Below are 11,576 nucleotides of genomic sequence, written 5' to 3'. Positions count from 1 at the left end.
TAGGGATTTCGTATACAATAAAATAAGGAAAGGGATAGATAGAAAAGTAGGGAGATTATTTTATGTTAAGGGACTTATTTGTAAACACAACAATTATTCTTTCCTTTATTTTTATTGGAGGTCAGCTTTTAAGAGATAAACCGTTAAAAGAAGAGTTCTCTTTTTGGCAGAAATGTGTAGTAGGTATTTTTACTGGAATATTAAGTGTACTGTTGATGTACTTTGGCGTACATATTGGGGATATTATGTTAGATCTACGCTATTTAGCTGTTATTTTGGCAATTATAATTGGAGGTCCGATAGCTAGTAGTATAACAGTTACGATTATTTTAATTACCCGATTATTTTTAACCGATTACTCTTTAGCCTCTGAATTGGCTTGTTATACTATTGTGTTGATAGGTGTTGGAATTATTTTTATTTGGCGAATGAAAGCTTCTATATTTATAAGGTGGATCTGGTTTAATGTATATAGTTTATCTATTTTAATAGTGCCACTTTCTATGTTATTTAAAGATATGTCTATAGTAGCATTATATTTAGTTTGTAGTAGTGTAGCGGCATATATCACATTTATAAGCGCAAATTATGTATTGCAATCCAATGAGTTATTTCAAAAGATGAAGCAATATGCAACGATAGATGCATTGACAGGTTTAGGAAACGTAAGGCAGTTTGATTTAGAAATGAATCATCATATTAGTAATAAGCGCACGAAAAATGATTCACTTTGTTTACTATTTATAGATATTGATCACTTCAAGTCTGTAAACGATACGTACGGGCATCCTGCGGGAGACGAAGTGTTAAAACAAATAGGTAGTATTTTAAGGGAAGTTTCACCGTTCCCAAATTTGTCCTTTCGAAAAGGTGGAGAAGAGTTCGCGCTTTTGATACCAAAGAAGGGATTAGCTTACGGAATGCATACGGGGGAAAAAGTTCGCACAGCTGTTGAAAACTATTCATTCGAATTGTTAAATGGAACAAAAATAAAAATTACAGTTTCAGTAGGCGTTTCAGTATATGAACAATCACCAGAGCAATTTATTCAAGCTGCTGATGATGCATTATATTACTCCAAAAGAAATGGTAGAAATCAGGTTAGTTCTGCATCTTAAAGATAAGATGACCAGAAGAGCTTATAAATAAAAACACCCACAGAGAGGGAAAATACACACTCTGTGGGTGTTTTTATTTATAGGTTAGACAAGCTCTTTTGATACAACGAATTTACGATATGCACCGTGATGTGTTGGGCCTACGTATTCGTTGATCTTGAATGAATAACGGATAGCAGCTGTGATAAATTCTTTAGCAGTTTTTACTGCTTCTTTCACAGGTTTTCCTTTTGCAAGTTCTGCTGTAATTGCAGCAGAATATGTGCAACCTGCGCCGTGTGTATTTGTCGTATCAATTTTTTCTGATTCTAGAAGGTCGAATGTTTCTCCATCATATAGGACGTCGATTGCAGTTTCCGTACCAAGCTTGCTACCGCCTTTAATTAGGACGTATTTCGCACCTAAAGCGTGGATCTTTTTCGCTGCTTCTTTCATGTCTTCAAGAGAATTAATCTTTACGCCACTTAATTGGTAAGCTTCAAATAAGTTTGGTGTTACAACTAATGCCTTTGGAACAAGAACGTCACGTAAGCAATCATTCGTTTCAGGATGTAATGCTTCATCAGCACCTTTACATACCATAACAGGGTCAACTACTACATTTTTGAAATTATGTTTTTCGATTGTTTCTGCAACCATTTCAATAATTTCTACTGATCCAAGCATACCTGTTTTTAAAGCATCTACGCCAACGCCCTCAATTGTTGTTTCTAATTGTGGTTTTAATGTAGAAGCTGGGATTGGGAATACGTTATGTGCCCAACCGTTATGTGGATCCATCGTTACGATTGTCGTAAGAGATGTCATTCCGTACACACCAAGTTCTTGGAATGTTTTTAAATCTGCTTGTATACCAGCACCGCCACTTGTGTCAGAACCAGCGATAGTAAGTGCTTTATTTAATGTCATTATGAAAAGCCCCCTCAGGTGATATAATGAAAACTATGTTTTCACCATTATATCAATGTTACGAATAAGTACAAAGTGAAAAGTAGATGATTTATGTTAGGAACTATGTAAAATCTTGTATGTAGGAGACGAATTATGTTTCAAGAGAATCGTACAAATGAATTAGTTATATTAAAAGAGATTGCAGAAACACTAAATACATCAAATGATACATATCATGTATTGCAAGCAGTGCTAGAAAAATTGCTGAGTGTAACAGGTTTAACGACAGGATGGATATTTCTTGCGGATGAAAATGGTAGGTATACAAAATTAATTGATTATCAATTACCAGAGGCACTTACGTATGAAAACAAACGTCCGATGTGTGAAGGAGAATGTTGGTGTTTACGTGGCTTTGTGGATGGAAAATTAGAACGAGCTGTTAATATTATTGAATGTAAAAGAATTAATAATGCAATTGAATATAATTGGGGAGATACAGAAGGAATTCTTCATCATGCTACGGTTCCTTTAAAGGCTGGAGGAGAGAAATTTGGTTTGTTAAATGTGGCAAGCCCAGGTAAAACACATTTTTCAGAAGAAGAATTAGTATTGCTTCAATCAGTTGCCTTCCAAATTGGAACGGCTTTAAAACGAGCAAAGTTATATGAAAATGAAAAGCGAAGAGCGCATTATTATGTGAAATTAGAACGATTTATTCAAGTTTTAAGAACGATTCATCAATTTAATATATTGCCTGAAAAAGTTGTAAATCAATTAGGTGAAGTGTTTCAGTGGAATCAAGTCGCATTCTTTATTAGGGAAGAGAAAGAATTATCCTTGCGGGCATCTTATTGCCAGGAAGAATGGCACGAGGATATAAAAGAAGCAGCGAAAGAAGCGTTAGAAAAAGGTGAACCTATTTTATTAAACGATCAAATCAGTCATAAGGTAGCCTCTAATAGGACGGTTATCGCCACCCCAATACAGATTCAAACTCACATATTTGGTGTTTTATGTGTTAGTTCAAATAATGGTGAATTTGATGTAAATACGTTAGATGTACTTCAAGCAATAACAAATCATATTTCTTTCGTGATAGAAAATTTAAGGTTAAATGAGCAACGACGTGAACTCGTACGAATGGAAGAAAGAAATCGATTAGCAAGGGACTTACATGACTCTGTTTCACAAAAGCTATTTTCGTTAACCTTTATGACAAAAGGCGCTGAGGCGGTTTTAAAAGGTCAAAACGAAAAAGTGGATCGATCTTTGCATGACATGCGTGAACTAGCGCAAGGAGCTTTAAAAGAAATGAGGACGTTAATTTGGCAATTACGTCCAGCGGGTTTGGAGAAAGGATTATTACCAGCTTTAAAGCAATATGGTGAAAGTTTGGGATTGAAAATTCGAGAACAAGTTACAGGTGTCCGTGATTTGCCACGCGTAGTAGAGGAAGCGCTATGGAGAATTGGACAAGAAGCTTTAAATAATGTAAGTAAGCATGCAAATGTTAGAGAAGCGACGATTTATTTCAAAGTGACGGAGAAGAATGTATCATTAGAAATAGTCGATCAAGGAACCGGCTTTGTAGAAAAGGATATAAAAGAGAAGAAATCACTTGGCATGACTACGATGCGAGAAAGAGTAGAATTAGTCGGTGGAACAATTAAAATTGTAAGTGATAAGAAAAGGACAAGTGTAAAAGTAAACGTACCATTATGATGTGAAAATGAGGGAAGTTTGTGAAAATAAAAGTATTGTTAGTTGATGATCATACAGTCGTTTTAAAAGGATTAGCATTTTTCTTAAGTACACAGGAAGATATAGAGTTAGTTGGAGAAGCAAGTAATGGGAAAGAGGCACTAATGAAAGTAGGGGAGACGAATCCTGATGTTGTACTAATGGATTTATATATGCCCGAAATGGATGGTGTTGAGGCGACAGCGTGTATTAAAAAAGAATATCCGGATGTGAAAGTAATTGTATTAACTAGCTTTTCTGATCAGGCGCATGTGTTACCAGCATTAAGGGCTGGAGCAAGCGGGTATATTTTGAAAGATGTAGAACCGGATCAGCTTGTTGAGGCTATTCGAAGTGCATATAAAGGTAATATTCAATTACATCCTGATATAGCAAATGCTCTTCTCTCTCAAACATTACCTGTAGAAGAAAAGGAAGAAGAGCCTTCTATTCAAGTGGGCGTGTTAACAGCGAGAGAAAATGAAGTATTGCAGCTATTAGCGAAAGGGATGAGTAATAAAGAAATCGCTTCTGTTTTAGTTATTACGGAAAAAACGGTAAAAGCTCATGTAAGTAGTATTTTGAGTAAGTTGAATTTATCTGATCGTACGCAAGCAGCATTATATGCAGTGAAAAATGGAATTGTATAAGACGAAAGTCGTAAGACCTAGTTCGCCTTTAGAAGGTGGACTTTTTTTATGGAAAAATACGTCTATGTGAGGACGAAATTGTCTTTATATAAAGATAAAATATGTTTGTAAGCAACAAAACAACAATTACAAGGGATACCTTTTTTGAAAGCATATAACAACAGAAGAGTTAGTACTAGGAGGAAAACATAATGACAAAAGTTTTATTCGTAAAAGCAAACAACCGTCCAGCGGAACAAGCAGTTAGTGTAAAATTATATGAAGCGTTTTTAGCAAGTTACAAAGAAGCGCATCCAAACGATACAGTAGTAGAACTTGATTTATATAAAGAAGAATTACCATATGTAGGCGTAGATATGATTAATGGTACATTCAAAGCTGGTAAAGGGTTTGATTTAACTGAAGAGGAAGCAAAAGCAGTAGCAGTTGCTGATAAGTATTTAAATCAATTCCTAGAAGCTGATAAAGTCGTTTTCGGTTTCCCATTATGGAACTTAACGATTCCAGCAGTATTACACACATATATTGATTATTTAAACCGAGCTGGTAAAACATTTAAATATACGCCAGAAGGTCCAGTTGGTCTAATTGGAGATAAGAAGATTGCATTATTAAACGCGCGCGGCGGTGTATATTCTGAAGGTCCAGCAGCAGAAGTAGAAATGGCTGTTAAATATGTAGCAAGCATGATGGGCTTCTTCGGCGCAACAAACATGGAAACAGTAGTTATTGAAGGACATAACCAATTCCCAGATAAAGCAGAAGAAATCATTGCAGCTGGTCTTGAAGAAGCAGCTAAAGTAGCAAGTAAATTTTAATTGAAAATAGAATCGTCACTCAAAAAAGTAGCATTAACAGATAAACGTTAATGCTACTTTTTTATATTTTAAGTTCGTCAGCTAGTTTTTCTAACTGAATTCGATCTTGTATGTAATAGGTTCTTCCATCTTTCTTTAAGTAATTTTGTTGGCAAAATTGGTTTAATACATATAAAAGGTGACGGTAGCTAACATTTAAGTATTCCGAAACCTCAGTATGTTTTTCTATATAACTGTTATTTTGTTCTGTTAATAGAATAAACGCCGCTAATCGATTTTCGAACGGATAACTATTATTTTTAGCATAACTTTCTGTTCGGGTAATGGTTTTCTCACCGATAAATTTGCATAGTTTCTGTAGAAAGGTAGCATCTTGTAACAAAAGATGCTGACAATCTTTAAGAGGAAGCGCTAAGCATATACAATCTTCAATTACTTCCACCGTTTTCGTAACAGATTCTACGCCAATTAATCCTAATTCCCCAATGAACGAAGGTGCCTGAATAAAGTTAATCAAGGAGACCTTTCCGTTTTTGTGACTCATATATATTTTTGCTTTCCCAGAAATTAAGTAATAAAGATAAGGAACATCGACCCCTTCATTACATATCTTTTCTCTCTTCTGAAAGGAATGTAGTTCAGCATACGGTAAGATATCAAAAGAAAAAAGAGTATGGAAATTGTAAGTTTGTATGTAATGAGAGATTTCTTCGCTATTTCTGCTGACTTTCATGTTTTCACCTCATGTTTAGTATGAGATATCTCCTATTATTTTTACAAGAAAGAATGATACGATTTACGTAAATTTGTTTTTGTAGAAAAGAGAGTGTGAAGGGCTTATGAAAAAATATAAAACATTATTATTCGATGTAGATGATACATTGTTGGATTTTCAAAAGGCAGAAAAATCGGCATTACGTATGCTTTTTGAAGAGAAAGGGATGTCTCTAACTAGCGAGATTGAAGCGCAATATAAAAAAATTAATAAAAGTCTTTGGACTGCTTTTGAAGAAGGTGAAATAAATCGTGATGAAGTTGTAAATACACGATTTTCAATTTTGTTTAAAGAATACGGGGAAGAAGTAGATGGGATATTATTCGAAAATAATTATCGCAGTTACTTAGAAGAAGGAAATCAGCTCATGGAAGGTGCTTTACAATTTATAAATCAAATTCAAAGTGAGTACGATTTATATATAGTGACAAACGGTATTTCTAAGACGCAAGATAAACGATTACGTAATGCAGGGTTACATGCCTTGTTTCAAGATATTTTCGTTTCTGAAGATACAGGTTATCAAAAGCCGATGAAAGAGTATTTTGATTATGTTTTTGAAAGGATTCCTAACTTTGTGCCTGAAGAAGGGCTCATTATTGGGGATTCGTTAAGCGCTGATATGAAAGGTGGATATGTAGCGGGAATTGATACTTGTTGGTTTAATCCAGAAAGGAAATTAAATGATAGTGGGATTATACCGACATATGAAGTGCATAATTTTGAGGAGTTATATGCATTATTGAAGCAACATGTGTAATGAGAATAGGCAGTGGAACTTTTGTCCACACTGCCTATTTTTTTAATTTGTAGTTTCGTTATGTTTTGGAAGTGGAAATGCATTTCCGATAGTAGCTGCCCCAAGCATTGGTAATAGTAAATTAAGCGGAGGTTTTAAAAGGTCTTTTTCAAATGGATATAGAATATATTTCTTTTGTTATGTACATTAAGTTCTTTGTATTTAATTTAGAACATTCAGAAAAACTAATTGACATTAGGAAATTATTGCTATAAAATCAACGGTAATTGCATAGTCTTATCAAGAAAAGGTGGAGGGACAGGCCCGATGAAACCTTGGCAACAGCCGTATAACGGAATTGTGCCAAATCCTGCAGGTAGTAATCCTGAAAGATAAGAAAGAGCCTTTAGAGCGTGTTTTCAAACTGCTCCTTTCTTGTTTTCAGGAAAGGGGCAGTTTTTTATTTTGTATAAAAGAAAGGAGAATGAGAAATGGGAGAATCATGGGGGAAAGGAACGATTTGTGTGCAAGGTGGCTATACGCCAAAGAATGGAGAACCGCGTGTTTTACCGCTTTATCAAAGTACAACTTATAAATATGATACTTCGGATGATTTAGCAGCATTATTTAATTTAGAGGCAGAAGGATATATCTACACGCGTATTGGAAATCCTACTTTAGCTGCATTTGAGCAAAAGCTAGCAGATTTAGAGGGTGGCGTAGGAGCTGTTGCAACGGCTTCTGGGCAAGCTGCTATTATGCTTGCTGTTTTAAATATTTGTAGTAGCGGAGACCACTTGCTTTGTTCTTCCACAGTTTATGGCGGGACGTTTAATTTATTTGGAGTGAGTTTGCGTAAACTTGGTATCGATGTTACATTCTTTAATCCGAATTTAACTGCTGATGAAATTGTGGCCCTTGCTAATGATAAGACGAAACTCGTTTATGCAGAATCGCTAGGAAATCCGGCGATGAATGTTTTAAATTTCAAAGAACTTTCAGATGCAGCGAAAGAGTTGGAAGTACCTTTTATCGTGGATAATACATTAGCAACTCCTTATTTATGCCAAGCATTTGAACATGGAGCAAATATTATCGTTCATTCTACGACGAAATATATTGATGGGCATGCAAGTTCGTTAGGTGGCATTGTAATTGACGGAGGGAACTTCGATTGGACAAACGGGAAATATCCTGAACTAGTTGAACCGGATCCAAGTTATCACGGCGTAAGTTACGTTCAAAATTTTGGTGCAGCAGCTTATATTGTGAAGGCACGTGTTCAATTATTAAGAGACTACGGAAACTGTATGAGCCCATTTAATGCGTATATTAGCAATATCGGCTTAGAAACATTGCATTTACGAATGGAGCGTCATAGTGAAAATGCTCTTGCAGTTGCTAAATGGCTTGCTGATCATGAACGTATTGAATGGGTGAACTATCCGGGATTAAATAGTAATGAAAATTACTCGTTAGCACAAAAGTATTTGAAAAAAGGTGCTAGTGGTGTTTTAACATTCGGCATTAAGGGAGGATTAGAAGCAGCAAAAGAATTTATCGCAAATGTAAAACTAGCAACTCTCGTAACGCATGTGGCTGATGCGCGAACTTGCGTTATACATCCTGCTAGTACAACGCATAGACAATTAAGTGCCGAAGATCAGCGCTTAGCTGGCGTCACATCAGATTTAATTCGTTTATCAGTTGGTATAGAAGATGTTTCGGATATTATTGCAGATTTAGAAGCAGCGCTAGTCGGAGGCAAACAACATGCCGATCATAATTGATAAAGATTTGCCAGCTCGCAAAGTGTTGCAGGAGGAAAATATTTTTGTAATGACAAAAGAGCGAGCAGAAACACAAGATATCCGGGCATTGAAAATTGCTATATTAAATTTAATGCCTACAAAGCAAGAAACAGAAGCGCAATTACTTCGTTTAATTGGAAATACACCGTTGCAATTAGATGTTCATTTACTTCATATGGAATCGCATTTGTCTCGTAATGTCGCACAGGAACATTTAACGAGTTTCTATAAAACATTCCGTGATATTGAGAATGAGAAATTTGATGGACTCATTATTACAGGAGCACCAGTTGAAACCCTTTCTTTTGAAGAGGTAGATTATTGGGAAGAGCTTAAACGTATTATGGAGTATTCAAAAACGAATGTAACATCTACGCTTCATATTTGCTGGGGGGCACAGGCTGGTTTGTATCATCATTATGGCGTTCAAAAGTATCCTCTTAAGGAAAAAATGTTTGGTGTATTTGAACATGAAGTTCGTGAGCAACATGTGAAATTGTTACAAGGGTTTGATGAGTTATTTTTTGCCCCGCATTCTCGTCATACGGAAGTACGAGAGAGTGACATTAGAGAAGTGAAGGAGTTAACGTTATTAGCCAACTCTGAGGAAGCGGGCGTTCATCTTGTTATTGGGCAAGAAGGAAGACAAGTGTTTGCGCTCGGTCATAGTGAATATAGTTGTGATACGTTAAAGCAAGAATACGAACGAGATCGTGACAAAGGGTTAAATATTGATGTGCCGAAAAACTATTTTAAACATAATAATCCAAATGAGAAGCCGCTTGTACGGTGGAGGAGCCATGGGAATCTATTATTCTCTAATTGGCTGAATTATTACGTGTATCAAGAAACCCCTTATGTATTATAAAAAAAGATTGTGTCGCACGTGGCAACGTTTTCTTTGTAAAGATTAACTTGTATTTTTCCGAATGTTCGAAAAACATTGTTTTTCAGATTTTTTACTCATATAATTTCATCTAAACACAATTTTTGAGGGGTGGACAGTATTATGAAAGAAATTCAAGTTGGTTTATTAGGTCTTGGGACAGTTGGTAGCGGTGTAGTTCGTATCATTACAGATCATCAAGAGCGGCTTATACACCAAGTAGGTTGTCCTGTGAAAGTAACGAAAGTACTAGTACAAAATATTGAAAAAGAGAGAGAAGTAGAGGTACCTTCTACTCTATTAACACAAGATGCACATGAAATTTTAGATAATCCAAATATTGACGTTGTCATCGAAGTAATGGGTGGCATTGATGATGCAAAATCATATATTTTACAAGCTTTACAAAGCGGGAAGCATGTTGTGACTGCTAATAAAGATTTAATGGCGTTACATGGGGCGGAACTATTAGCGGTAGCAAAAGATAATAAAGCAGATTTGTTTTATGAAGCAAGTGTAGCCGGAGGAATTCCGATTTTAAGAAGTATCGTAGAAGGACTTTCTTCAGATCTTATTACGAAAGTAATGGGAATTGTAAATGGAACGACAAATTTTATTTTGACGAAAATGTCAGATGAAGGGAGAGCATATAACGACGTGTTAAAAGAAGCCCAGCAACTTGGATTTGCAGAAGCAGATCCAACATCAGATGTAGAAGGTTTAGATGCAGCAAGAAAAATGACGATTTTGGCTACTCTTGGTTTCTCTACAAATGTAGAGCTTGGAGATGTGAAGGTAAAAGGGATTACTTCTATTACAGAGGAAGATATTGAATACAGTAAGAGTTTAGGGTACACGATTAAATTAATCGGTCTTGCGAAGCGAGATGGTGAAAAATTAGAGGTTACAGTTGAACCGACATTACTACCAAATACACATCCTCTTGCGGCCGTGCAAAACGAATATAACGCTGTATATGTGTATGGTGAAGCAGTTGGAGAAACGATGTTTTATGGACCAGGTGCAGGGAGTTTACCGACAGCAACAGCTGTTGTTTCTGATTTAGTAGCTGTAATGCAAAATATTAGATTAGGGGTAACAGGAAATAGTGCTGTAGTCCCGCAATATCAAAAAGTATTAAAAGAGCCAGACGAAATTGTTGTGAAGAAATTTTTAAGACTTCATGTGAAAGATGAAATTGGTGTATTTGCAAAAATTACTTCGTTATTCTCTGAGCGTGGCGTTAGCTTTGAAAAAATTATTCAAATGCCACTTGAAGAGAAAGGAAAAGCTGAAATTGTAATTGTAACGCATCGTGCTTCTCTTGCTGATTATGATTATATTCTACATACGTTGCAAGGGTATGAAGAAATAGATTGTTTGAAAGCAAACTATCGAATTGAAGGAGATGCGAAGTAGCATCTCGTATCATAAAACAGAAAGAGCCTATTAAGCAGCTTGCTTAATAGGCTCTTTTCTATTTAAAATCTTCGTACCAACTTGAATAAATGCTTGTATAATCCAGCCTGTTGTAAAGGATAAAATGATTGTCCCAAAATAGATAGGTCCATCTAATAAGAAGCTTAATGTTAAAAATAAGAATGCTAACGAAATTTCCGTTCTTCTAAATGTCCATTTCTTTTTCTCAGCAACTGTTAAAACGAAAGCTTCTTGAGGTGCTGCGCAAAGATTTGTAGAGACGTAAAGACCAATTCCAGCTCCAACGAATAGATTTCCGCAAATAAGTGTTATATATTTTGGAAGAGAACGGATAGCGTCCATAATAGTTGTAATGGAACCGATCCAATCAACAAAAAGAGAAATAAGAACCATTGTTACAATTGTACCGATCGTAATTTGTTTTTTATTCCAAAAGAGTACGATAAGGGTAAAAGCAAAGTTAATCATGAAAATCCAAAAACCGATACTTATCCCGAAATTTTGATATAGTGCAATAAAGAAGGAATCATAAGGGCTAAGTCCAAAGGAAGTAATTGTCGTCATCATATTAATGCCGATGGCGAGAATAAGTAGACCGCTAATGAAAAATATATGTTCTAATTTGAGTCGAAACATAGTTGTATATCCTTTCAAAATGTATTTGCTAGGAAAGGATATATTGTGGAAAGCTTACCAGGTCAAGGG

General features: G+C 35.6%; 11 protein-coding genes and 1 riboswitch. Of the genes, 8 read left to right on the top strand and 3 right to left on the bottom strand.

Translation table 11 applies throughout. The features are described 5' to 3' along the window. The first annotated feature begins 62 nt into the window (after positions 1 to 62). Complete coding sequence (locus MR147_RS14330) at positions 63 to 1,118, top strand: GGDEF domain-containing protein (RefSeq protein WP_242304449.1); 1,056 nt, start codon at positions 63 to 65, stop codon at positions 1,116 to 1,118. A gap of 84 nt (positions 1,119 to 1,202) precedes the next feature. Here the strand turns inward: MR147_RS14330 and pdxK are convergent, their stop codons facing one another. Further along, positions 1,203 to 2,027 (bottom strand): pyridoxine/pyridoxal/pyridoxamine kinase, encoded by an 825-nt coding sequence (gene pdxK, locus MR147_RS14325; protein WP_000174252.1) that lies wholly within the window; start codon positions 2,025 to 2,027, stop codon positions 1,203 to 1,205. 135 nt (positions 2,028 to 2,162) lie between these two features. On the opposite strand from pdxK, the gene MR147_RS14320 reads away from it, so the two are divergent. From MR147_RS14320 to MR147_RS14310, 3 genes are all read left to right on the top strand, one after another. Continuing rightward, entirely contained in the window at positions 2,163 to 3,734 is a 1,572-nt protein-coding gene (locus tag MR147_RS14320) for a GAF domain-containing sensor histidine kinase (RefSeq protein ID WP_074608026.1), read from the top strand. A 20-nt stretch (positions 3,735 to 3,754) separates the two neighbouring features. Beyond that, positions 3,755 to 4,402: a response regulator gene (locus MR147_RS14315; RefSeq protein ID WP_074608028.1), complete on the top strand. Its 648-nt coding sequence runs from the start codon at positions 3,755 to 3,757 to the stop codon at positions 4,400 to 4,402. Positions 4,403 to 4,593: 191 nt separating this feature from the next. Beyond that, a complete protein-coding gene (locus tag MR147_RS14310; RefSeq protein ID WP_242304447.1) occupies positions 4,594 to 5,220 on the top strand; it encodes an FMN-dependent NADH-azoreductase in 627 nt (208 codons plus the stop codon). A gap of 61 nt (positions 5,221 to 5,281) precedes the next feature. Here MR147_RS14310 and MR147_RS14305 read toward each other — a convergent pair whose 3' ends face one another. Further along, a complete protein-coding gene (locus MR147_RS14305) occupies positions 5,282 to 5,953 on the bottom strand; it encodes a transcriptional regulator YeiL (RefSeq protein WP_074608032.1) in 672 nt (223 codons plus the stop codon). Positions 5,954 to 6,059: 106 nt separating this feature from the next. Here MR147_RS14305 and MR147_RS14300 point away from each other — a divergent pair, with 106 nt between their 5' ends. The 4 genes from MR147_RS14300 (at position 6,060) to MR147_RS14285 (ending at position 10,850) form a co-directional block, all read left to right on the top strand. Continuing rightward, on the top strand, positions 6,060 to 6,755 hold the full coding sequence (locus MR147_RS14300; protein ID WP_000760172.1) for a YjjG family noncanonical pyrimidine nucleotidase: 696 nt from the start codon (positions 6,060 to 6,062) through the stop codon (positions 6,753 to 6,755). Positions 6,756 to 7,028: 273 nt separating this feature from the next. Further along, positions 7,029 to 7,133: riboswitch (SAM riboswitch) on the top strand. A gap of 92 nt (positions 7,134 to 7,225) precedes the next feature. Next, on the top strand, positions 7,226 to 8,524 hold the full coding sequence (locus MR147_RS14295) for a bifunctional O-acetylhomoserine aminocarboxypropyltransferase/cysteine synthase (protein ID WP_000504756.1): 1,299 nt from the start codon (positions 7,226 to 7,228) through the stop codon (positions 8,522 to 8,524). Further along, a complete protein-coding gene (metA, locus tag MR147_RS14290) occupies positions 8,508 to 9,413 on the top strand; it encodes a homoserine O-acetyltransferase MetA (protein WP_074608034.1) in 906 nt (301 codons plus the stop codon). The genes MR147_RS14295 and metA overlap by 17 nt, the downstream gene beginning before the upstream one ends. A gap of 141 nt (positions 9,414 to 9,554) precedes the next feature. Further along, positions 9,555 to 10,850, top strand: a complete 1,296-nt coding sequence (locus tag MR147_RS14285; RefSeq protein WP_071730711.1) for a homoserine dehydrogenase — start codon at positions 9,555 to 9,557, stop codon at positions 10,848 to 10,850. A gap of 30 nt (positions 10,851 to 10,880) precedes the next feature. Here MR147_RS14285 and MR147_RS14280 read toward each other — a convergent pair whose 3' ends face one another. Then, positions 10,881 to 11,507 (bottom strand): YczE/YyaS/YitT family protein, encoded by a 627-nt coding sequence (locus tag MR147_RS14280; RefSeq protein WP_074608035.1) that lies wholly within the window; start codon positions 11,505 to 11,507, stop codon positions 10,881 to 10,883. Between the last annotated feature and the right edge of the window lie 69 nt (positions 11,508 to 11,576).

Source organism: Bacillus cereus group sp. BfR-BA-01350, from assembly GCF_022663775.1.
Classification (GTDB): domain Bacteria; phylum Bacillota; class Bacilli; order Bacillales; family Bacillaceae_G; genus Bacillus_A; species Bacillus_A paranthracis.
Note: the sequence above shows the minus strand (reverse complement) of the source record. Positions and strands in the feature narration are given on the sequence as shown.

What these genes read in the sequence shown, in the direction of transcription:
- MR147_RS14330 (WP_242304449.1), top strand. Translation starts at nt 63, where the DNA reads ATGTTAAGGGACTTATTTGTAAACACAACAATTATTCTTTCCTTTATT.
- pdxK (WP_000174252.1), bottom strand. Translation starts at nt 2,027, where the DNA reads ATGACATTAAATAAAGCACTTACTATCGCTGGTTCTGACACAAGTGGC.
- MR147_RS14320 (WP_074608026.1), top strand. Translation starts at nt 2,163, where the DNA reads ATGTTTCAAGAGAATCGTACAAATGAATTAGTTATATTAAAAGAGATT.
- MR147_RS14310 (WP_242304447.1), top strand. Translation starts at nt 4,594, where the DNA reads ATGACAAAAGTTTTATTCGTAAAAGCAAACAACCGTCCAGCGGAACAA.
- MR147_RS14305 (WP_074608032.1), bottom strand. Translation starts at nt 5,953, where the DNA reads ATGAAAGTCAGCAGAAATAGCGAAGAAATCTCTCATTACATACAAACT.
- MR147_RS14300 (WP_000760172.1), top strand. Translation starts at nt 6,060, where the DNA reads ATGAAAAAATATAAAACATTATTATTCGATGTAGATGATACATTGTTG.
- MR147_RS14295 (WP_000504756.1), top strand. Translation starts at nt 7,226, where the DNA reads ATGGGAGAATCATGGGGGAAAGGAACGATTTGTGTGCAAGGTGGCTAT.
- metA (WP_074608034.1), top strand. Translation starts at nt 8,508, where the DNA reads ATGCCGATCATAATTGATAAAGATTTGCCAGCTCGCAAAGTGTTGCAG.
- MR147_RS14285 (WP_071730711.1), top strand. Translation starts at nt 9,555, where the DNA reads ATGAAAGAAATTCAAGTTGGTTTATTAGGTCTTGGGACAGTTGGTAGC.
- MR147_RS14280 (WP_074608035.1), bottom strand. Translation starts at nt 11,507, where the DNA reads ATGTTTCGACTCAAATTAGAACATATATTTTTCATTAGCGGTCTACTT.